General features: G+C 38.6%; 23 protein-coding genes. 7 read left to right on the top strand and 16 right to left on the bottom strand.

Features of this window, described 5'->3' with window-relative positions; translation table 11 throughout:
• Positions 1–51: 51 nt before the first annotated feature.
• The 12 genes from R2Q85_RS16365 to R2Q85_RS16310 all read right to left on the bottom strand — a co-directional run bounded on the left by R2Q85_RS16365 (position 52) and on the right by R2Q85_RS16310 (position 10,607).
• Positions 52–255 (bottom strand): hypothetical protein, encoded by a 204-nt coding sequence (locus tag R2Q85_RS16365; RefSeq protein ID WP_316812882.1) that lies wholly within the window; start codon positions 253–255, stop codon positions 52–54.
• Positions 252–818 carry a hypothetical protein gene (locus R2Q85_RS16360; protein WP_316812881.1) on the bottom strand — a complete coding sequence of 189 codons (567 nt, stop codon included), beginning with the start codon at positions 816–818 and terminating at the stop codon, positions 252–254. Before R2Q85_RS16360 ends, R2Q85_RS16365 begins: the two co-directional genes overlap by 4 nt.
• A gap of 1 nt (position 819) precedes the next feature.
• On the bottom strand, positions 820–4,224 hold the full coding sequence (locus R2Q85_RS16355) for a DUF6443 domain-containing protein (RefSeq protein ID WP_316812880.1): 3,405 nt from the start codon (positions 4,222–4,224) through the stop codon (positions 820–822).
• A gap of 45 nt (positions 4,225–4,269) precedes the next feature.
• The gene (locus tag R2Q85_RS16350) at positions 4,270–4,602 is read right to left on the bottom strand and encodes a hypothetical protein (protein WP_316812879.1); all 333 of its coding nucleotides are present in this window, start codon (positions 4,600–4,602) and stop codon (positions 4,270–4,272) included.
• 2 nt (positions 4,603–4,604) lie between these two features.
• Entirely contained in the window at positions 4,605–7,460 is a 2,856-nt protein-coding gene (locus R2Q85_RS16345; protein WP_316812878.1) for a hypothetical protein, read from the bottom strand.
• A gap of 162 nt (positions 7,461–7,622) precedes the next feature.
• Complete coding sequence (locus R2Q85_RS16340; RefSeq protein WP_316812877.1) at positions 7,623–7,922, bottom strand: helix-turn-helix transcriptional regulator; 300 nt, start codon at positions 7,920–7,922, stop codon at positions 7,623–7,625.
• Positions 7,923–8,180: 258 nt separating this feature from the next.
• On the bottom strand, positions 8,181–9,152 hold the full coding sequence (locus R2Q85_RS16335; RefSeq protein WP_316812876.1) for a YhcG family protein: 972 nt from the start codon (positions 9,150–9,152) through the stop codon (positions 8,181–8,183).
• Between the two features lie 226 nt (positions 9,153–9,378).
• On the bottom strand, positions 9,379–9,663 hold the full coding sequence (locus tag R2Q85_RS16330; RefSeq protein WP_316812875.1) for a hypothetical protein: 285 nt from the start codon (positions 9,661–9,663) through the stop codon (positions 9,379–9,381).
• Entirely contained in the window at positions 9,664–9,882 is a 219-nt protein-coding gene (locus R2Q85_RS16325; RefSeq protein ID WP_316812874.1) for a UPF0175 family protein, read from the bottom strand.
• Between the two features lie 31 nt (positions 9,883–9,913).
• Positions 9,914–10,162 carry a hypothetical protein gene (locus R2Q85_RS16320; RefSeq protein WP_316812873.1) on the bottom strand — a complete coding sequence of 83 codons (249 nt, stop codon included), beginning with the start codon at positions 10,160–10,162 and terminating at the stop codon, positions 9,914–9,916.
• The gene (locus R2Q85_RS16315; RefSeq protein WP_316812872.1) at positions 10,159–10,416 is read right to left on the bottom strand and encodes a Txe/YoeB family addiction module toxin; all 258 of its coding nucleotides are present in this window, start codon (positions 10,414–10,416) and stop codon (positions 10,159–10,161) included. Before R2Q85_RS16315 ends, R2Q85_RS16320 begins: the two co-directional genes overlap by 4 nt.
• Positions 10,401–10,607: a DUF2683 family protein gene (locus tag R2Q85_RS16310; protein ID WP_316812871.1), complete on the bottom strand. Its 207-nt coding sequence runs from the start codon at positions 10,605–10,607 to the stop codon at positions 10,401–10,403. The genes R2Q85_RS16315 and R2Q85_RS16310 overlap by 16 nt, the downstream gene beginning before the upstream one ends.
• Before the next feature lie 256 nt (positions 10,608–10,863).
• Here R2Q85_RS16310 and R2Q85_RS16305 point away from each other — a divergent pair, with 256 nt between their 5' ends.
• Positions 10,864–11,610 carry a hypothetical protein gene (locus tag R2Q85_RS16305; protein WP_316812870.1) on the top strand — a complete coding sequence of 249 codons (747 nt, stop codon included), beginning with the start codon at positions 10,864–10,866 and terminating at the stop codon, positions 11,608–11,610.
• A 59-nt stretch (positions 11,611–11,669) separates the two neighbouring features.
• On the opposite strand, the gene R2Q85_RS16300 is transcribed toward R2Q85_RS16305, so the two are convergent.
• Positions 11,670–12,107: a DUF3997 domain-containing protein gene (locus R2Q85_RS16300; RefSeq protein WP_316812869.1), complete on the bottom strand. Its 438-nt coding sequence runs from the start codon at positions 12,105–12,107 to the stop codon at positions 11,670–11,672.
• A gap of 238 nt (positions 12,108–12,345) precedes the next feature.
• On the opposite strand from R2Q85_RS16300, the gene R2Q85_RS16295 reads away from it, so the two are divergent.
• The 3 genes from R2Q85_RS16295 to R2Q85_RS16285 all read left to right on the top strand — a co-directional run bounded on the left by R2Q85_RS16295 (position 12,346) and on the right by R2Q85_RS16285 (position 14,215).
• Positions 12,346–12,936 (top strand): hypothetical protein, encoded by a 591-nt coding sequence (locus tag R2Q85_RS16295; protein ID WP_316812868.1) that lies wholly within the window; start codon positions 12,346–12,348, stop codon positions 12,934–12,936.
• 21 nt (positions 12,937–12,957) lie between these two features.
• Entirely contained in the window at positions 12,958–13,263 is a 306-nt protein-coding gene (locus R2Q85_RS16290) for a hypothetical protein (protein ID WP_316812867.1), read from the top strand.
• A 208-nt stretch (positions 13,264–13,471) separates the two neighbouring features.
• Positions 13,472–14,215 carry a GNAT family N-acetyltransferase gene (locus R2Q85_RS16285; protein ID WP_316812866.1) on the top strand — a complete coding sequence of 248 codons (744 nt, stop codon included), beginning with the start codon at positions 13,472–13,474 and terminating at the stop codon, positions 14,213–14,215.
• A gap of 93 nt (positions 14,216–14,308) precedes the next feature.
• On the opposite strand, the gene R2Q85_RS16280 is transcribed toward R2Q85_RS16285, so the two are convergent.
• From R2Q85_RS16280 to R2Q85_RS16270, 3 genes are all read right to left on the bottom strand, one after another.
• A complete protein-coding gene (locus R2Q85_RS16280) occupies positions 14,309–15,214 on the bottom strand; it encodes a hypothetical protein (RefSeq protein ID WP_316812865.1) in 906 nt (301 codons plus the stop codon).
• A gap of 82 nt (positions 15,215–15,296) precedes the next feature.
• Positions 15,297–15,800: a LapA family protein gene (locus tag R2Q85_RS16275; RefSeq protein WP_316812864.1), complete on the bottom strand. Its 504-nt coding sequence runs from the start codon at positions 15,798–15,800 to the stop codon at positions 15,297–15,299.
• Positions 15,801–15,934: 134 nt separating this feature from the next.
• Complete coding sequence (locus tag R2Q85_RS16270; RefSeq protein WP_316812863.1) at positions 15,935–16,738, bottom strand: deaminase; 804 nt, start codon at positions 16,736–16,738, stop codon at positions 15,935–15,937.
• 304 nt (positions 16,739–17,042) lie between these two features.
• Between R2Q85_RS16270 and R2Q85_RS16265 the strand changes: the two genes are divergently transcribed.
• The 3 genes from R2Q85_RS16265 to R2Q85_RS16255 all read left to right on the top strand — a co-directional run bounded on the left by R2Q85_RS16265 (position 17,043) and on the right by R2Q85_RS16255 (position 20,438).
• Positions 17,043–17,621 (top strand): RNA polymerase sigma-70 factor, encoded by a 579-nt coding sequence (locus R2Q85_RS16265; protein ID WP_316812862.1) that lies wholly within the window; start codon positions 17,043–17,045, stop codon positions 17,619–17,621.
• 135 nt (positions 17,622–17,756) lie between these two features.
• A complete protein-coding gene (locus tag R2Q85_RS16260; protein ID WP_316812861.1) occupies positions 17,757–19,181 on the top strand; it encodes a putative phage abortive infection protein in 1,425 nt (474 codons plus the stop codon).
• A gap of 81 nt (positions 19,182–19,262) precedes the next feature.
• Complete coding sequence (locus tag R2Q85_RS16255; RefSeq protein ID WP_316812860.1) at positions 19,263–20,438, top strand: FecR family protein; 1,176 nt, start codon at positions 19,263–19,265, stop codon at positions 20,436–20,438.
• Positions 20,439–20,584 lie beyond the last annotated feature (146 nt).

Below are 20,584 nucleotides of genomic sequence, written 5' to 3'. Positions count from 1 at the left end.
TTTTGTCATATGATCTCCTGTTTAAACCTAAGAGGGTTATTAAATACATAGTTATAAGGAAAATGCCTGGGCATCTGCTCCGCCAACGGATCCACCACATTCCATCACCCTATCTCCGGAAAGTGTTTTAATCAAAAACTTCCTGTAATCAGCGCGGTCTTTTCCTTCTTGCTCTTCAAGGAATATTCTTAAATTAAAGTCAGATGGTCGGGTAGGAGCGACCAACATAACATCGCCGTCACTATATAAGTTCAAAATAACTCGATCTTTTTACCCTCCCAGTCGGTTACCATTGGCTGATGAAGTTCATGCCACCTCTTTATAAAAGAGTCGATATTACTTAGATCGTCTTCAATCAGCTTGCTTAACTCATCTACTCTTTCTTGAAAGCCGCTTTCCGTATAAAAAGATTTTATTTTGTGCTCAACAGTATTAAGAAGCGGCATACCTTCAAAATCGTCTACCCTAAGACGCATTCTCGTTAGAGTATTTGGAGGAAGGCTAAACTGCATACCGTCCGTACCTTTCAATGGATCAAGGGTTTTTAAAGTCGGCTTTAATTCAAAAACATTTAAATAGATCTTTATCCAATTGTCACCTTTAGATATATGTGTTGTAATCGCTTCCAGATGCGATCCTGAATTTAGCCTACAAAGCTCATAAGTATAATCTCCTAAATTATTTTTGCCAAATAGTTTTTCTGGAAAAGGTGATTGCTCAAACCCGTTTTTTTTTAATGCCGGAATACCATTCTTTAAAAAAATTTCATTACGGATTTCTAATGATTTTTTAGGTGATACCTTATAAAATAGTCCCATATTAATTCCTTTTTACCTGTCCGCCTGTTCCTGTTACTACACGTTGTGCAGTCTTACCCAATTGCTGGCTGGTTGTTCTGTTAACAATTGCTCCGCCTGGCGTGGTTACATTCTTTAGAGCCGCGCGCTGATTGCTTGTTAATCCAGATGTATTAAATTTACTTTCAACAGTCAATTGTTTACCCGTAAAAATATTTTTCATATTATGATCATATTTAGCAACCTGTTCAAGTCCAGTAGCAGTTTTACGTCCTGTAGCAACTACGGCCTCACCGTTGCTTACGTAGCCACTCGCACCATATTTAGCCTTAGTAACTGCTTCACCTAATGCTCCTTTAGCTTGATTTGATAATTTATTTAATCCATTTTCAACTAAAGCACCTGCGGCTTTTCCCGCAGCAGCAAAGCCTCCGCCTATTGCTCCATCTATTGCAACGTCCTTTAATGTTGTGCCCTGACCCTGAACAGCTCTATTGACAGCACCGCCAACAATATTTGCTCCCGCATTTGCTCCAACACTTGCAAGTAAACTAGTTCCCCCTGTAAGGCCAGCTACACCACCGGTGATAGCACCTTGCAATGCACTTCCTCCAACAGCCTTCCAACTAGTAATTCTCCCGCTATTATATAGCTGAGATCCTCCTTCGATTAAACCACCTATTAAACCACCGGCAACAGCACCAATAGCTCCAGTAATACAAGTCGGACATCGTCCATCAGGATCATCGTATCTAACCGGGTTATTCATCCCGTACTGATATTGTGTCAAGCTTTCCTGATCCCCTTCTTCAGATGAAGGATCCACCACATTCCATCTCCCTATCTCCGGATCATAAAACCTTGCCCCATAATCGAGCTGTCCCAGCTCACTCTGCAACTCCTTGCCATTATAAAGATATTTATTTACCCCGCCATCTGCAAATCTTTTACCAAAGGGGTAATAATTATCTGTTTGCAACTCTTGTAATGTTCCTAATGAGGGATGCTGATTGAAAGTATACCGCACATTGCCCAAATGATCGGTCAGGTTATATTCATAACTGTAATTATCAGGTGTACCATTATTTCTTCTCGCTTTACCTTCTTCAGTCATGATAAATTCAATTACCCCTCCGGTATATTGTATGCCATCAACATAGTCTGAGGTGGCCTCCATATTGCTCACTTTTCTTAGCTTTGTTCCTGTCGCATCATAAGTATAGGTCATACTCAACCCAACTCCGGTTACTGTAGAAGGCAGGTTCAAGGTATTGTAACCAATAGTAACACCCTTCCTTCCATCGGTAGTTGCATTGCCATTGGCATCGTACTGGTAATCTGCCACCGTCACATTGGCGATTGAACGCAATTGGTTGCCCCCATTCCAGTAAGCATAAGAATTTGCACCGGTATTATCCCGATTCAAGCTACTGATATTACCCATTACATCATAACTGAGCGCTTCACTCTTAACCGATGGAGATATCTCTCCCCGGGTTAACCTGTTCAAATTGTCGTAATTATAATTGAATGTACTACTAACTCCGGCATTGGTATATACCTGATTGGCTATATTTCCATTGTATTGAGCAGCAACGCTATTTAAGGCATCCTGATATTTGAGCTCCATACTAAATTCCGGAGCGTTGCTTGTTTTCAGCCAACCCCGTTCATTATAGGTGTAGTCTGTAGTTTGCATTTGGTTATGCAGTCTTTTGGTAATCAGCTGCCCGGTGGGCGCGTATTCCAGTTTGCTCAACAGCACCTCGGTTCCGCCATTAATCTGCTGGCTGGTCTCCACTTTTCTTCCCCGGTGATCGTAGGCGTAACTGGTAATAATCGGCAAGCTGCTTACTGTGCTGCTGCTGTGATTGCGGCTTGCTTTTGTAACCTGTCCGGTAAAGTTATAATCGTTGATGGTCCGGTCGATGCCACTCATATGATTTTGAGCAATTACCTCCCTCACCTGTCCTTTCTGATCGTAGTGGTTAACTGTCCAGTACATATCTCCTGTGTCCAGGTTCCGCGCCCGTGAAGCAGTAAGCAGACCGTTCACGCTACTGCTCACTCCGGTTGCTGTTGCATTGTAGCTGGTTCCAGGATGGCCCGGAAAGCTATAGCCGTCATAATAATTCACGGTATACAGCTTATTCCAGCTCTGTGGCCAGGCATTGCGGGTATAGCCTTCAGGATCGGTGCTGCTGGCAGTTTCAAAGTTAGGGTTAAAGCCAGCTACATAGCCAGCCAGAGCAGCTGCACTGCGGCCGTCAGTAACTTCTCCTGTCTGAATTATCCTGCCAAATTTATCGTATTTGGTAAATGTCCAAAATGAGGAAACAGCTTGTATGGCATCCTGTGTGGCCACCAACCGGTCATGTGTATCGTACACCATGCTTTCCCAGCCCTTTCCCGGAATTTTCTTTTTAACCATACGGTTCCGGCTGTCGTACTGGTAAGCATAAATAAATTGATTAAAAGATGTGCTGGTCTCATCAAAACTCACCGGACTTACTGCAGGTGGCAATACAAAGCGCAGATTGCCAAACTCATCATATATATAATGTGTGGAAAGGTAGCTACTTACAGATTCCTGTATCTTTTTAACTAAAACCTTATCATTTTTGTCCTTGTAAATGATACTCTTATTGCCATTCTCATCTGTAGTTTCAGTGCGATAAAGTTGATTAGCCATATAGGCGCCAGTTGTTACAGCACCAGTTCCGGAAACCGTCCATAGCGGCACTTCACCTGTTGAATTGGCACCATAGCTGGCCAAGATCGTATGTCCACCTCCTAATTGCCAGCTGGCACCGGGAGCGCCTTGTTCTAAGGGGCGGCTGGATGGGGAAGATTCCAGCTTTGTTTCGGCAAAGGGAGTGCTAAATGTTTGGTGCTGCCCGGGAGCCGGTGTAGGACTGCCATAATAACTGATCACATCCGTTAGCGCTGTGGTTTTATAGCTGCCATCATTACTGGCGCTGGCATAGGAGAGGTATTTTTTAACTTCCCGTCCGTAGTTGTCGTACACTACCGGTGTTACAATATCATTATCTGCCAAAGGGCTGCCTTTAACCTGCACCGTTTGCAAAGGCCGTCCCAGACCATCATAATAGGCAATATCAGCCTGAACATCACAGGCTCCGGCTGTTGGAAAACCACTTGATGAAGTAAAGGGATTATTGGGGGTATAGCTGATGATATAGTTCTGGTTGGTGTTGGGCGATACATTGAGAGCAGTGCAGTTAGGCGCCCAGTTCATAACGTAAGCCTGGAAGCTATTGCCTGTACTGAAGCCTGGCATAAGCCTGATACTGCCAGTGGCTGTATGCAGGCCTGTGGTTTGAGGCTGATCCAGGAGAATATGCTGGGCCTTTACGGAATAGGTGGCTAAAAGCAAAAGAGCCAGCTGAAATGAATACTTCTTCATAGATAGAGACTTAATTTTTGACCGTGGATTTTGTTTCCTGTTATCTTATCTGGGGCTGCCATTTCCTTTGTTCAAAATAATTAGATCCTTAGGATCCAGAATGGTTCGCAACTGACCCATACGTAGACTATCCAACATCTTAATTTTCAATGTTTTTGCCTTGGGGTCAAGGTCGATCCGCCCAAATAATGCCGAAACTTGATCCTGGTGATTTCCCTGAATTTCCGCCACTTTGCGAGCTTTTGTATTATCTATATGTAAAAGCCGTTGATAATGTACCTGCTGTACTTTGTATTTTATTGAATCAGGTATTTGTTGTGCCTGCAATTTCGCGCCTAGCAATAAGCTGACTATGGACATAAATAAAATCTTGCTCATCTTTAATGCTTTAGTTGATAATTATAACTCTTCAATATTTTACCTTCATGATCTTTTACAGTTACTAGTCGCTGGAAGTTGTCGTATTCATAATAGACCGTCTGGCCACGGGCGTTGGTTTCACTGCTCATTCCAACTCCCGGCTTATAGGTATATGTAATCACTTGCGCCCCAACAAGCCCTGCGCGTAATGCAGAAAGGTGAGTACGTATATCATCTTCTGTAACAGACAGGTAGTTGTCCAGATACGACTGGCTAACCAACGCAATAGCCGAATCATAATCTGCCCCTATAATTTTCGCCACTGGTTGCAATTGCCCGTAACCAAATATGAAGCTGATAGGTACTCCGTCCTTACCACGTTGCTGCAAAATATGTCCACGGCTGTCATAGCGTTCCACAACTGCCTCTGTCTCCAAAGTGCCACCTCCTACAGACTCTTTTATTGCTTTTAACTGCACTGTACCTGGATCAGGAGATGTTGGATTAAAAAAATCATAGTCCAGTTTTGTCCTTTTGATCTCAGTATTGTTTAGCGTAATATTGGTCTCCACCTGTTCTACAGGTTCGGCGATCCGATTTCTAAGCGCCATATCGGCATATACCGGGTTAGATATATAGTCATTAGCATGGGTAAATTGGGTCTTGATTACCTCTCCGCGGCTGTTGGTGTCAGTCTTAGAGGTAACCTGCATAGGATAGGATGTATTGTTGTATTGATAGTTTTCAGTTGTGGTAATTTCCTTATTATCACTCCCTTTTTCCCAAATAACCTTTTTACTCAGGCGTTTAACACCCGAATAATGGTATCGGTTGGCGAAATTATATAAACTGCCATAATATTGGTGCCAATAGGGTTCATTATACTGGTTAAGTGTGCCAGTATATACAACAAAGCCAGTCTGGTTCATCACTACATCATGCACCGTGTTTTTTATAAAAGACTCGTAATCATAAATTTCCGTTCTCTTGAAACCAGGACCTGAAATTTCTTTAGCCCACAGGTCTCCAAAATTCCAGGGCTTATAATGATTACCAAAAATTCGAAAACTCGGTACTGATCCGTCACCGGGAATAGAGTTAGACTGAGAATTGAGCGCTTCGTAAACATAGGCCTCTCCGTCGTCAAAACTATATCGGGTAGTAGTTTCTCCTTCTGTCTCTATCACTTCATAATAGCCTACTGGTGCTCCTTTGGGAAAGAGACTAACGGGGGCTGATTCTGAAATTGTCCTGCGACGGCCTTCGCCAAGTGTAGTGAGGGCTACCACTGAATGCTCTAAAAAGAGTTCCTTTTCTACAGATAGTTCAGGAGATGTTGCAGAATGATAAGTATAGCTTTTACTGCTGGCCAGCTCTCCGCCACGATCATAACTTGATATATTCTTGATCCTTAATCCACCCACAGCTTTCGGCATACCAGTGCTGTTTCCCTCATAATCAAATACCGTATAACCACCAGTGGGGTAGGTAATTCGTTGAAGCATATAGGTTTTAGTGTACTCCACACTTGGATCCCTATTTTGAAAATCAGAAAAAAACCTTGTTCCATATCCATGGGATCCATTGCTCATATATTCAAATGTGAAATTAGGGATACGTAAAGTGTAATCACCGAGATAAGGCTGTCCATTGTAAAAACCCCAATAATCTTTACCATTACTTGTCCCTACGCCTGCGCCCTCAGCATAATAAGCGCAACTGTAACGTTCCTGCTCTGCACCTAGTGCATCTTTAAATATTACCGATTTCAACCTCCTGTAGCTTGACGAAGGAAAGTTATCTGAATCTAAACTAATAGTGCGCAAAAGCTGATTGTCTTTGTTGAAAATTTCAATCCTTTCCAAATACTTAGATGAATTTAAATGGAAAAGAAGATAACCTTCTGAAAAACTAATCCGTTGTGGAACGCGGGTATAGTAATTACGGGCGAAAGGAGCCCATTCTATGCGATCATTATTTGGAACCGAATAGGGAAATAAATCTTCGTAAAAAACAGTATTACCTGGGGCATAATCCTGAAAAAAATAATCATCCATAATAAACTTAGCTGGGGGACGAGTGATGTACATCGGACCTTGCTGATATTGATAGCCGACCCCCATGCCCGGATAACGGGTAGAAATAATACTTCCCAAATGCCAGGTAGCGATTGCCGATAAAGGTAAAGGGAAGTTGCTTGGTTGGAATTCCTGGTACTCTTCGTAATTTTCCCCTCCAAAGTTATACGATATACCATTCTCATCAAGAATAGATGTAGGGGTACTAAAAATCAAATTATCTTCTTTTAACTTGAATGGACTAAATTCGGTAGCATTCGGATCTAACACATAAAATGCCGAGGGGATATATTTACCTGATCTTCCAAGGAAATTATAACTATAAAGATCCAACTCATGATCGGATAGATAATTTCTATACGCATCATACATCTCGAAATAACGATTCTCATAGTTACTGCTGAAATCGGGTATAGTCACTCCTTCATGCTCGTCTGGAAGTCCATTTATCGTTCTTGTTATCAAACCACCTGTATGTAAGGTCCAGCCGGTTCCAATTATACCTGGCTGGTCATCCAGGTTTAGCCCTGCAGCATGAAAACTAAGATAGATGGGTACCGTGATATCTCCTTCTTTAATTGTATAGATGGGTATCTTAATGTCTGGTATTCCAGTATATTGACTAACCGGATAGTCTCCATATTTTTGAAACAACATCGAAGTAGGAGACGGTGGTGTTTGATTGGGAAGTTCCTGCTGCCCATAAACCGGCATCCAAAAGACAGCCAGCAGCAGGGATAACTTCAGTGTGCCAAAACTTAGGCCCCAATTAGGCTTAGAAGGTGATTTTTGTTTCATTGCTTTTGGTTTGATCAATACTACAAGTCATCGGTTTAGCCGATGAAGGCTAAAGGAATATTCAGTATACTAAAGCTAAAGCATGTGATTTGGACTGTAAACAGGATTCATATAGCCTCAGGGTTTAAACCATAGCGGGTAGCTATAAAATATAGCTGGGCGCTATATTTTACTCATTTCCAGATGGGGGAGGTGTTTTCTCCTTGCAATCAATATATTTTGAGGCTCCAGATCTAATAAGGTTAAAATACCTGCCAGCCGATAAACTGAGCAGCTGCATTTCCCCGTTTCTATTTTGCTATATGCATTTTGAGAGATTTTAAGCTTTGCGGCCATATATTCCTGAGAGAAATTTTTTGCTCTCCTGCAGTTCCGTATAATTAATCCCATTTCGACATAGAATCTATGTTCTTCAAATTCCAGGTCTTCAGGACTATTGACAGGCGTTAATGCTACTTTCATATTAAATGTCAGGTTAACGATAATAAAACAATCCATCAATATTAAAAAAGCAAAGGGCAACCAGTTTGCCCTTTGCTTTTTTTATTAAATAAATTTTAACGGCTGTTACAGCGCTAAAAAGCATGTCAGATAGCCCATAAATCAAGAAAAGTAGAAGTCAGGGTTTTCATTTAACCTTAAATTCAAAATTACCGGGGCAATTTTTTAGCCCCGGTGTGTCAGAGCAGGTCTTGTAACCCCGGCTGATTGGCTTGTCCCTTATTCTTCGTGGTTTTTTATTTCTTTATTGATTTCTGCAATTAACTGCTGTTCTGTTGGCAGGTACAACTGATACTTGCTGGCAACAATGGTTTGGTTGTTTTCGGGCAGGGTGAACTTAACTACCGCATCATTTTTATTGGCACAAAGAAGGATACCAATTGTAGGGTTTTCAGTTGGCAGTTTTTCAATGCGGTCGTAATAGTTTACATACATCTGCATCTGGCCAATATCGCCATGTGTAAGTTTATTCTTTTTGATTTCCAGAATTACGAAGCAGGAAAGTAATCTGTTATATAATACCAGGTCGCAGTAAAAGTCATCACCGCCTATATGTATTCTTTTTTGCCTGGCAACAAATGCAAATCCGTTTCCAAGTTCTAACAAAAATTCCTGTAGGTGAGTGATGATGGCAGATTCCAGGTCCTTTTCGTAGTAAGAAGATTCTCTTTTTAGGCCAAGGAATTCGAGATACATTGGATCTTTAATGATCTGTTTGGCGTCGGTAGGTTGTTGCTCCTGGTTTGCAACTGCCATGACTGACTCCTGGTCATTGCTCATTAAAAGCCGCTCGAAGAGATTGCTGTTGATTTGTCTTTCTAGCTGACGAACTGACCAGTTGTTTTTTACAGTTTCGGCGATATAAAAATCTCTATTGTTTTGATTTTCAAAGGTTAACAATAATCGATAATGGCTCCAACTCAATTGCGCACACAGTGTGTGCGCAATTGGAAATGTCCTGTAAAATTGTCGACATGTCTCAATGTGCCTTCTTGAAAAACCACTTCCAAACTCTGGTTGTAACTGCTCCGAAAGGGTCTTAATCAAAAACTTCCCGTAATCAGCGCGGTCTTTTCCTTCCTGCTCTTCCAGGAAAATTCGCTGGCCGATGTGCCAGTACATCAGTACCCGCTCGGTATCTACTGCGCGGATGGCCTTGTCCCGGGCAGTGTGAATAATGGTTTTAATCATTATGCCATTCGTTGGATGGTGGTAAACCATGTGCAGGGATTCATAATAGATATCGTTGGCTGTAAATGTGCCAGGCTGGGTTATATTGCCTGGAAAGGGGTGGATTTGTATAATTTTAGGTGATATATTTCATTTTGTATGTCATGCACCTGGTAGCTGTTTCTAGTAAATTCTATCATGGATTACCATGAAGGATCTTTAATTGGCTTTACTAAGGGTAGGGGTATTAGAGAGATTGGATTTCTTCGATGGTAAGGCCGGTGCCTTTAGCAATGTCTTCTATAGCTACACCAAGCTCTTTAAAGTTTTTCGCGATTTCAACGGCTTTTTTGTGCTCGCCTTTCATTTCGCCTCTGATATATAAGATGTCTTTTTCTTCTTTGAATATTTTACCTGTCAGTGCCATATCTTTAATTGCTGTTTTGTTTAAGTTTCTTAATTGCAGTAATACGCGTAATTGCCTAAAATAACGTCCTTGTTCCAGTAGGGAGGTGCTTTTATTTTCCTGCATCTAACCTAATGCCTTAAGATCCTCTGATGCACTCTGGTCCAAATAATGCACATCATACTTAATCAGAATCTCTGCAAACTCCCATTTGGGCATACCTGTCACCTGAGCCTGGCCAAGTGTCAACTTGCCCGACTCATACAATTTGGCTGCAATAAACCGTACTGTATCCTGACGATCTACCTCAAGAAAATCAGGAATCTGAAGTGTAATTGTACCCATTAAGGTTATTTAGATTGGCTGGTAATTGCATTTAATCGGCCCTAAAAATATCTGCATCTCGTTTCGAACGGATGACTTTAGACAGCCCATCGTTGCACATCGAGCTGGCCTTTTTCCCTGTAGATTTTATTCCACAATTTTTGGCCATCTTAATTAAATCGTCTATCTTTTTTTGAACTTCCTGATCCATAATCAAAGTATTTTTGGTAGTTGCAATTTCAGCCGTACCATTTAAGCATTCCTGATTATTTGTATCATAAAAAACCATGTGTTTGATCAATAATGTCCTTTTACAGAGTGAATCAAAACCACATCATCAATCACTTCATAAACAATCCGGTGTTCCTTATTGATGCGTCTGGACCACATTCCTGAAAGATGATGTTTTAATGCCTCTGGTTTACCTGTGCCTTCAAATGGCGAGTGCTTGATTTCCTCTAGTAAGGTTTCGATTTTCTTAACCACATTCTTTTTGCCGGAATGCAAAAACCGTTTTATCTCCTCTCTAGCAGGATCGGTTAACCTAATTTCCATATGTCTGCGGGTTCGATTGTTGTTGTTTTACCAGCTCTCGCCTCGGCTTTACTTCTTTCAATCTTAGCCACAAACTCAGGATCGTAAGGTTCAACCTCTTCCTTTTTAAAGGAAACGCCCAAAGCTTTTAGCGCAGCTTTTACAGCGGCCAGCTCCTTGCGGTCTTTCGGTTGAACAATTAATGTTTGCATGTTACAAAAATACATATTATTAAGAATAAAGTCAATCACAGCAAATGTATTCAAATTCAACTTAACAAAACAGCAAAATTTCAAATATATTTTACATAACACACTAATAATCAAGTCAATATATTGACAATAATTACAAATCTTTGTTCTTAAAAAGCAGCTAAGCTGAGTTAATTCTATACCATTTAATTTGGCCAGCTCAATAAGTCTGATTATATTTAATCAACTAACAAAAAATATAATTCATTCAAAAACTATGACAATGCTATCTTTTGACCCTTCAAAAGTTTTAGAAGACCTATTGGTTAAACTGTTTATGGGCATACCCACATTACTCGAGCAGCTGGCCCCGGAAGGATTTGATAAAAGCCCTTACTTTTTGATTTATAACCGGCCGCTTGAAAAAGAATACGTTCTTGACCTGCATGCGGAAATGTTCCATTTTTTTTGGAATAAGGATAAAATTGGCCAGACACCCGATCCGAAATTAAAGAGCCTTGAAGAATATGAAAAATTGCATGGCAGCAGACATGTTGATGCAACTGCAGATATGGCTAAGATTTTGTGCCTGGCATTAGATGCCATAAAAACCAGTGGTTTTTTTGCAATAACCAAGAACAATGAACCATTCGGATTTGAATGCCTTATGGAGTACCCTGATATATTGAACAATGCCGGTAAAAGAGCCGGATTTATAAAAAATGCCCACAAGCGATATTTTGGTTACTCTCCTTGTTTAAACCCGATCCCTAAAGATTTAGAAGCCCCGCTATTTAATCATATTTTTAGCGCATTAAAGGAAATGGATATCATATGGTGTTACTACAACGCCATGCTTGCCTATTATGTTCGGCTTGCCAATGGCAACGGGCATTTGGAAAAAACATGGTTTGATCAGTTTACTAAAGCCAGAAAAGAAGTGCCCAATGAAGTAGTTGCTTATTTTGATATCAACAGCACCTGGCCGCAGGGGTATCCGCCACAATTAGCCGATTATCGTTAGTTGTAAATTTAATACCTGGACTTTATCAATTTCATATGTATTGCAATGCTAGATAAAATTTACCTATCAAAGGTGAGTTCAACGCCATGTTCTGTCTTAGCTTTTAATAACGCTTTTTCGGATAGAGGGCCATACATTGTGTCTCTTTCTTTATCGATCAGGTAATAGTTCAGTTTATTTTTAAACATACTTTTGAGAGACGTATTGTTATTAAATATGCTGTCATTTTGATCCCCATGATACTTTTCCATTAATCTTTTGTTTGGTTTTTGCGCTGCTAAAATGTACCGGCTGTCTGAAACACATTGTACGACGTCTGCGTAGATCAGTACGTTCTGATAGCTATTTTTTGCACTTGATTGATAGACAATAGCCCCATAGGGATACCCGATATCCAAGGCTTCATCTGCTGGTAAATAATAATATCCCTTACCAAGATCTTCTTCTGAACAGCTTAGTAAACTAACTGCGGTAAGTAATATGAATAACTTTTTCATTTACATTTAATGTAGGATTAAGTTACTGATTATTTCTGTGCAATTTCCTCTTAGCGAGCCAATGCCTTTAAAGCTGATTGCAAAAGTTGTGAAATTCAGGGTAAATGAAATGGTGTAAGGTCTGCATTGAGGTTAGGTTTTCAAACTCTAAATTTTATATATTTAGAAAATGAATCGCTCCTGTCTTATAGCTCTAGTATTGGTTTTCCACTGGTTTTCTGTGGCTAGCCAGGAAAAAATGATCGTCCATGAGGAAGATTGGGTAGCCTATACCTATCAGGAAGCTTCCAAAACAGTGTTATCACTTAACAAATTACCAGTTAACATACAAAAGGAAGTTAAAACATTAATAGACGAATCCTTCTGGGAGTTCAAAGATTCCATTCATTTCGTAAACGCTCAAATCGTAAATATTACCTCTTTTCTTAAAGATGCCCGTCTTCATAATAAACAGGAGCCAGTTCCTAAATATGAACTTAATTTTTATTGGAAAGATGAATCAATAGGCGTTATTCGTTATAACATAACACTACATTTAGACGATTATGGACAGATACTAAAAATAAATTGGCCAATGAATGGCGCTGGAATTAAAAAAACGTTTCTTCCCAGAGATTTAATTAAAGATTTTGCACTAAAAGAAGCCAAAAGACGTCACTACAATCTAGATAAATATCTAGTCAATTTTGAATATAACGAGCAATTTGACAGATTTTGTTGGGAGTTTTCCTTTTTGGAAAGGGAATTGGTAGGTGCTGCGGAATATAACTTCATTAAAGTTCCCTGGGATGAGCTATTTGTAATTGATAGTACTGAATACAATAACTAATTATCCACCGGAAATCTACAAATGGAAAATTACTTACAATGCGCCTGGGGCGATGCTATGGATAACATAGGTATTGACGAAGTAAAAAATGCAATTACCGAATTACAGGAAATGGATGATGAACATGGGGCGTTCTGGGTTTCCGTGTTTGAAGAGGAGGAAACTATACTGGAAATAGATAAAAACATGAAAATGGTTGCCATATTTAATGGCGATGTTGAAAATCCGGTTGTAAAGCAGTTAAAAACCTGGGCGGAAGTTCTATTCTTTTACGAGCTACTGTTAAACAACGATTTTGAAAGTCTACGCACGAGAATGGAACAATAAAACCTCAGATTCATCTAAGGGCTTTCCTATTGTGGCCCAGACGATAAGGGACTCGAACACTTTCCTCGCTGATTTGCAAGTAGCAGTGGGTTTAGAGGATGATTCATTTAATTGGTTACCTCCAGAATTTTAGAATAGTTCAATTAATTTACAGTCGGCAAGTAAGATTACTAACTTTTTTGTTTACTGTAATCGCTACTTTTAGCATATGCAAAACATTAATGTTTCATTTGAGCCTACGTCTGAACAATGCAACGAAATCAAGGAATGGTTAATAGAAGAAGACAACAAAGTTCGGCTATCGGGATTTTTCTGTAACTGGAACAGCATTCAATTTTCTTTTGATGATCGAAAGATGGCTGTAATATCAGTAAACGGACGGACGTCGGGATTTATAACATGGTTCGATATGGAACGTGTGACAAAGATCCAGATTGCGGAAATAAAGCCAGGCTTTCGGAAAATGGGCTTAGGAAAAATATTAACCCATGCCCTGTTAAGCCGTCTAAAAAACGAAGGAGTAATTGCCGTAAGATTGCAATGTCAACCATCTGATGCGGAGAATGCATGGAAGAAAATAGGGTTTAAGAATTTTCCAAGTGTACCAGAAATGGAGCCATTTAACAACTATGACGAAGGTCGTCACCTTTATCAAATATTAACCAAATATGCTGAACCAAACATAACAGAATCCAGCAATGAAATTATTGAAATGTGGGCAGTAGAATCCTATCTTTCCGACAAGCATTCCCCGGTATGGGTTTGGAATCTGAAGTTTGAAAATGGAAGCAGAAAGCTGGCAACACCTATAATTGCGCCAGCTAAACATAAATGGAACATTTGCTGGAAAATCAATGGTGAAATGATAAAAAATAGTCAAATCAAATATTTTAGCAAAACCGAAGTCTATTTTGACAACTTTTTATTTATTGAAGAATTACCTCTAAACTAGTTTGAGAGGGACTGTAAATTGAACTGACACAGTTCAATTTACAGTCTCCAAAATGCTTAAAAATGTCGCTGACACAGTTCAATTACAATCCCATTAAATATCGTTTTTATTTAGCACTGCTTCATACTCTGTAGTTTTTAGTGCTTCTAAGTGTTTTTGGCTGCCTTGTGTAATAATTTTATTATAATCTTCCTTTCCTAGAACATCCAACATTAGATTATTTCCTTTATAGTTTTTTATATCATTTGTTTTAATGTATTCTTTAAACTTTGGGTGTTGTAAAAAGAGTTCTCGCTGCTTTTCGAAACTTTCGGCATGGGAATCGCGATATTTATTAAATGAATCTTCAGTAAATTTTGTCAGATATATGCATTCGTCAAAATCGTCAGTTTTACCGTAATTGTGTTTGCCATCGTATTTAAACAACCTGTGTAATTTAATCGCAAATAGATCAGATCCCATATTTATTGGGAAGTTAGTCGTATTACTGTCTCTTTTAAAACTATAAACTTCGTCCTTAAAATAAATATTAAGAATATATAAGGCAGCTAAGGCTCGTAGTAAATTCTTAATATTTCCTTTTTTAAGATTTTGTGTTCTATTGTGCTTCACCGCCTGATAGGCTTGTTTCCATTCGCAACTGCTGGTTCCCCTTTGGTTAGCTTTGTATAAAGGCGATAAAACTTTATTTTTTTCATCCTGAAAATAAAAATTTGTGGCGGAAACTAGTACTTTCTTCTTGCCTAATAGCCATTTTTCTTCAAGAAGTTGAATGCAGTGAGTGTCAAAATATAAATTGCCCTCTGCGGGTATTACGCCACCGACTTTTAAAAACAAATCTTTTGATATTGCTTCAATCTCAACGGAACATCTAATCAGTAATTCTGAGATTTTAACTGAATATATTGACAATTGGTGATCATCGAATTGGACTTGATTGGATATCTCTAAAACATCTTTTTCAAGATTTTTATAAATTGGCCAGTATAGATTTATCATAAGTTAGAATTTCAATTGTCTTGTAACTGTAGAGCACAAGTTAATAAAGTAAATTGTTTACCACTCGCAAACAAATTGTAGCTTAGACTATTGGTCTCATCATTACATAATTCTTATTTTGGTCATCGGCGTCAACAAATATTGCATCATAGTTCCTCTCCAAATGTTTTATCCTTCGATAGAAAACATTCCGGTATTTGTAACTGATTGTGTTTGTAGTAAAGAAATACAAGTTACCATTAAAGCGATCATCAAATGTCATATGGCCTTCACCCATAATTTCACCATCTTCCGCCTCTTTCCACTGATAGTGAAACTCACCGACGTTTTCATATTTTAATCTCATATATGAGGCTATAGAGCATTCAGCGATTCTCCCATCTTTTACATCCCAGTGTTGCCAATCAAACAAGGTGCCGTTGCCTTCAAGATGTTGAAATTTTTTCCACTGTTCCTTCATTTTTCGACGGTGCTGGAATCTTTCATATGACCACGCGGCAAAATATGAAAGTGCTAAACCAATAACTGCCGAAATGATTATATTGATTGTTTCCACACCGTCTAATTGTAAAGGTAAGCAGTTCATAGTATAATAAGTTAAGTACAAGATCGTACTAGTTTATTTCTTCAAGACACAAAATGAAACACTAGTACAGTTATAAAATTAATAATGGTAAATACTCAGGTGCCGGCAAACAGGTAAGGTAAAGGCTACGTTTCCTAATCGTTTCGAACTTCCCATTGAAATAGTATGTCGTTTTCGTAAATTTCTAATAACTTAATTAAAACACAAAAGGATGCGTCTGAAGGTTTTACTATTGCTATCTCTCCTTTCTTCATTCTGGCAAAGTGACTTTGAAATCTAAATATCATAGGCTCAGTTATGTCAGAGAATTTTGAAGCACCAGCGGCAGCCCTTATAGATCCGTTTTGACCTAATAAATCAACGCATCCATGATGGAATTGTAGCGTACTCCATCTTATCTTAATTGTCCTTGTGTCGTTTTCTGCAAATTGAATGTCAATGCTTATACCACTTTGTACAACCGGAATCCTTCTCTTTCCATGCCCAACTATTTTATCAATTTTACCATATTCAAAGCTTTTTTCTTCAATTGCCACTCGTAAATTCTTGTTAAAAAAGGTGACTCTAATATTATTTTCAAGTAGCTTTTTATATCCTTCAGAATAGACAGTACCATTAGGATCCAAAATACCAATTATTGTCTCTTTAATTCCTGATTTAATTATCAGTTCAGAACAAGATTCTATTGATTGTGCATTATGAACTCTTATACAAGGCTCTAATGTTGTGAACAATATTGAGTCATTTAGTTCCTCTGAGCTCAGTTTTTCAATTGCAATTCGTTCAGCATGGATACCGGATTTTTCTCCTCTAAATCCTGTAGATAAAATGACTCCCTCTTTAGAAATGACTGCCCCAACCCTTGGATATTCTGTACATTTCAAATGTTCTTTAATGGCAACTTTCATTAAGTTTTTACGAGAGTGTTTTTTATCCATGATGTTAAGGTAAAATATCCGTTTTCATAACATTTTGCACAAGAGCTTTTCATTGCATTCCAATATCCAAATTGTGCAACGTATAGTAGTAAAGGTATTGAAAATAATATTCGTAGTTACAAAATTTGACGATGAAGTCTCACATCATGCGAAATGTATCAAGTCGGAAATAGATGCTCTTTGAATATCATTTAATAAGGTAAATGACTGAGTGTAAGCGCTACACTAAGTAAATTATTACCGAATAATTTGTGGTTAGTTATTTAAATTATGGGTAAATTTACAGTAAGGATAACCTATTATCATGATAACTTATAATTCATATACTGACCAGGAACTGGCGGCTTTGCTTAAGGACGGGGATTCAAGTGCTTTTACCGAAATATACAACCGGTTTAAAGGACCATTGTATATTCATGCATTTAACCTATTACGGGACAGAGAAGAAGCAAAGGATATTTTGCAGCAGGTATTTGAATTGTTATGGACAGGCCGGCAAAGCCTGGTGATCAAATCTCAGCTTTCGGGTTACCTGTATACTTTAGTTAGGAACAAGATATTTAAAACAATAGCGCATCATAAAGTAGAGTCTAAATATATTTCATCATTGGCTGGTTTCGCTACCAAAGGAGAGTGTATTACTGACCACCTGGTGCGGGAAAAATTGTTGATTGAAATTATAGAGAAAGAGATTTCTGAACTGCCTGAGAGGATGCGGGAGATATTTGAGCTGAGCAGGAAGAGCGGTTTGTCTCACAAGGAAATTGCAGCCCAACTTAATATATCCGAAAAAACCGTACGAAACCAGGTAAATAATGCACTGAAAACTTTAAGGGTAAAGCTTGGTTTAGTTGTGTATTTGATGTTATTTATGAATTCCTAATTAAGTAATACTGTTTCTTAAAAACTTTAATAGTTTCTCCTAGATTGTTAACGTTAATTGGATTTTAAAATTATTTCCAATAAATTGCTGCTTGATTTTATAAACAAAGTATGATATTTTTAAGTAACGCTCAGTATGTCAAACGAACTCGAAACAGCTAACTCCAAAAAGCTACCAAGCGAAGATATTATTCCTAAAAGAACGAAGAAAAATAGAAATTTTTTTAATAAATGCAGTTTGATATTTGCATGGACATTTGGAAAATATAGAATAGATAAGATTAAATTATACCAAACTGTTTCCCTTTGGATTACCGGAATTCTCACGGTATGTATATCTCTATTTTTTGTATTTTGGTCTATGTCAAATCTTTATTTAAATAAAGGAGTAGATATAGAATGGGATACTACAGGACAGGTGGGGGATTTTTTTGGCGGGGTCGTGGGAACTCTAGTAGCAGCCTTTGGGTCCATATTGATCTATATGAGTTTCCGTTCTCAGTCAAAAGCTCAACAGAAACAGCATGAGCAATTCGAAACTACACTAGAAAGGCAGGAGAAAACTGACAGGCAACAAAGGCTGGAATTTATGAAGGCCCAGATAGAAAATAGATTTATTGTCTTGGTGGAATTACATCAAAAAAACCTAGCCTCGGTATTCTGTAATCACTATACTCCCGCTCTTAAGGAAAGAGACGCAATCGCTTTTATTGTCAGCCAAGTTGAGTCATGTTTTAAAGAGATTAAGCCGTTTTTTGATAATGTGAAAGTTAATGAAATTTATACAGCGGGCTATTTAATTAACTGTAAAAAAATAAAGGAAAGAAGAACAAAACTGGATTTGATAGAGATGGCCAGGCTTGATATAGCTTATTGTTTTGTTTTTTATGGTGTTTCCATAGCTAGTCTGTATTCTATTTTACCTCAATTTGTAAAAGCCTATAAAATCAAATTTATAAGCTTGATCTTCTATTATCTATACTTAAAGTTGCCTGAAGAAAAGAATATTAAATTATGGAAAGAGCTTACGCACCGTCGAGATGTGAAAACTATATCAGAAATTGCGGAAGATATTCATTTGAGGAAGCCAAAACCCCGGCATGTAATCAAAGGGGAAGACTATGATATTATAAATGCCTTGCTAAAAGAAAGGACTTATCCGAGATTTTATAATGGTCATCACGACGCTATTGGACATTATTTCCGTCATTTATATCAAGCTGTAAAATATATAGATAAACAAAATATACTAGTTTATGAGGAAAAGTACGATTACATAAAAACATTAAGAGCCCAACTTTCTAATAACGAGCAGTATCTTTTATTTTATAATTCAATCTCTTTTATGGGACGTGAATGGGAGTTTGAGCATTTAACTGTTGATAGTAAGGAGCCGAATTGGGATTTATGTTTCTTTACAAAATACAATTTTATAAAGAACATTCCGAACATCAGTCATGTAAACGGAACTATTGACATTACATACTATTATCCCGATGTTCATTTTGAGTTTGAGTCTGAATCACGAGGAAGAAAAGATTTGATAGAAAAATTTAGTTAAAAATATTTTCATTTTTATCTGGGCCATACCTGGGTAGCTGAGGGTCTATATTATAAGTTAAGGGAATGTTACCCTAAAGTTATGGACAACAAGGAAGCAAAATTACTATTGTTAAAGTATGAATCGGGTGATTGCACTGCGGAAGAGATCCAATTACTTGAATCCTGGTTCTTGAAAATAAAATCAGAACAGGGACCGGGTAATCTGAAGGAGCATGAACTTAATACGGATTTGGGACAGGTATGGAATGAGTTAAGTAAGCAGCTTGGCAGAAAACCCGTAGAACTTTGGCCACGCATAGCGGGCGTAGCCGCTGCGGTAGCAGCGATTACCTTAGGAATATGGTTATATTATGCACCTGGCCTGTTTGGCGGTCGTCATCCTGAATTTATTTCAGGATCCCCGCTGGCCAACGACATTGCCCCTGGTAAAAACACTGCGACCATAACTTTACCTGATGGAACCGCAATTCCGTTGAGTGACAAGCAGAGTGGGGTTATAATTGATGCTGCAAACCTTAAGTACAACGACGGAACGATTATAGACCCTTTGTCATCCAGAGCGAATGCGAAGGATCCCTCGGGACTCGGGATGCTAACCGTAACAACCCCACGCGGCGGAACTTACCAGGTAACCTTACCAGACGGAACTAAAGTATGGCTTAACGCCGCTTCCAGATTAACTTACACGATGCCGCTAAATGAGCGTGGCGGTGTACGGTTAGTTGAACTAAGCGGCGAAGCCTACTTTGAAGTATTTAGGAATAAAAATCAACCTTTTGTAGTAACTACCAGAAATTTGACAACAACGGTGCTGGGTACGCATTTTAATATCAGTGCTTATGATGATGATCCTGGTACAAGGACTACTTTGTTGGAGGGAAGTGTGCGTGTGGTTTCCCTTACCCCTTTGGGGAGAGGTGGCGTAGCCGGAGAGGGGCCTGTAACATTAAAACCCAATCAACAAGCTACCATCACAAGTGCTTCTGGAATAGCTGTAAAAGAAGTTGATGCGAATGACTATGTGTTATGGAAAAATGGCAAGTTCAGCTTCACAAGCGAAGAAATGGGTGCCGTTCTAAGACAGGTAGCCAGATGGTATAATGTAGACATTTTATATCGTGATCAGGTACAAGGCAAGAAAGTAACCGGATCAGTTTCCAGATTTGCACAAGTATCAAAACTACTTGAGATTTTGGAAACTACCGGTGGGGTGCATTTTAAAATTGAAGGAAAAACAATAGTTGTAAGTAAATAACCAGATATCATCCTAATAAAACATATATAAATCAATTAAACTGAAACTAAACCAAACCAAATGAACAGACATTTACGAACGGGATGATGAATAGCATAGGCTAATAAAAAAAGAAGCCGGAAAGTGCTTGCAACACAATCCGGCAA

The sequence above is a fragment of the Pedobacter heparinus genome, assembly GCF_032678725.1.
Lineage (GTDB): Bacteria > Bacteroidota > Bacteroidia > Sphingobacteriales > Sphingobacteriaceae > Pedobacter > Pedobacter heparinus_A.
This window is presented reverse-complemented; position numbering and strand designations above follow the sequence as displayed.

What these genes read in the sequence shown, in the direction of transcription:
- R2Q85_RS16360 (WP_316812881.1), bottom strand. Translation starts at nt 818, where the DNA reads ATGGGACTATTTTATAAGGTATCACCTAAAAAATCATTAGAAATCCGT.
- R2Q85_RS16355 (WP_316812880.1), bottom strand. Translation starts at nt 4,224, where the DNA reads ATGAAGAAGTATTCATTTCAGCTGGCTCTTTTGCTTTTAGCCACCTAT.
- R2Q85_RS16350 (WP_316812879.1), bottom strand. Translation starts at nt 4,602, where the DNA reads ATGAGCAAGATTTTATTTATGTCCATAGTCAGCTTATTGCTAGGCGCG.
- R2Q85_RS16345 (WP_316812878.1), bottom strand. Translation starts at nt 7,460, where the DNA reads ATGAAACAAAAATCACCTTCTAAGCCTAATTGGGGCCTAAGTTTTGGC.
- R2Q85_RS16340 (WP_316812877.1), bottom strand. Translation starts at nt 7,922, where the DNA reads ATGAAAGTAGCATTAACGCCTGTCAATAGTCCTGAAGACCTGGAATTT.
- R2Q85_RS16335 (WP_316812876.1), bottom strand. Translation starts at nt 9,152, where the DNA reads ATGATTAAAACCATTATTCACACTGCCCGGGACAAGGCCATCCGCGCA.
- R2Q85_RS16330 (WP_316812875.1), bottom strand. Translation starts at nt 9,663, where the DNA reads ATGCAGGAAAATAAAAGCACCTCCCTACTGGAACAAGGACGTTATTTT.
- R2Q85_RS16325 (WP_316812874.1), bottom strand. Translation starts at nt 9,882, where the DNA reads ATGGGTACAATTACACTTCAGATTCCTGATTTTCTTGAGGTAGATCGT.
- R2Q85_RS16315 (WP_316812872.1), bottom strand. Translation starts at nt 10,416, where the DNA reads ATGGAAATTAGGTTAACCGATCCTGCTAGAGAGGAGATAAAACGGTTT.
- R2Q85_RS16310 (WP_316812871.1), bottom strand. Translation starts at nt 10,607, where the DNA reads ATGCAAACATTAATTGTTCAACCGAAAGACCGCAAGGAGCTGGCCGCT.
- R2Q85_RS16305 (WP_316812870.1), top strand. Translation starts at nt 10,864, where the DNA reads ATGACAATGCTATCTTTTGACCCTTCAAAAGTTTTAGAAGACCTATTG.
- R2Q85_RS16300 (WP_316812869.1), bottom strand. Translation starts at nt 12,107, where the DNA reads ATGAAAAAGTTATTCATATTACTTACCGCAGTTAGTTTACTAAGCTGT.
- R2Q85_RS16295 (WP_316812868.1), top strand. Translation starts at nt 12,346, where the DNA reads ATGATCGTCCATGAGGAAGATTGGGTAGCCTATACCTATCAGGAAGCT.
- R2Q85_RS16290 (WP_316812867.1), top strand. Translation starts at nt 12,958, where the DNA reads ATGGAAAATTACTTACAATGCGCCTGGGGCGATGCTATGGATAACATA.
- R2Q85_RS16285 (WP_316812866.1), top strand. Translation starts at nt 13,472, where the DNA reads ATGCAAAACATTAATGTTTCATTTGAGCCTACGTCTGAACAATGCAAC.
- R2Q85_RS16280 (WP_316812865.1), bottom strand. Translation starts at nt 15,214, where the DNA reads ATGATAAATCTATACTGGCCAATTTATAAAAATCTTGAAAAAGATGTT.
- R2Q85_RS16275 (WP_316812864.1), bottom strand. Translation starts at nt 15,800, where the DNA reads ATGAACTGCTTACCTTTACAATTAGACGGTGTGGAAACAATCAATATA.
- R2Q85_RS16270 (WP_316812863.1), bottom strand. Translation starts at nt 16,738, where the DNA reads ATGGATAAAAAACACTCTCGTAAAAACTTAATGAAAGTTGCCATTAAA.
- R2Q85_RS16265 (WP_316812862.1), top strand. Translation starts at nt 17,043, where the DNA reads ATGATAACTTATAATTCATATACTGACCAGGAACTGGCGGCTTTGCTT.
- R2Q85_RS16260 (WP_316812861.1), top strand. Translation starts at nt 17,757, where the DNA reads ATGTCAAACGAACTCGAAACAGCTAACTCCAAAAAGCTACCAAGCGAA.
- R2Q85_RS16255 (WP_316812860.1), top strand. Translation starts at nt 19,263, where the DNA reads ATGGACAACAAGGAAGCAAAATTACTATTGTTAAAGTATGAATCGGGT.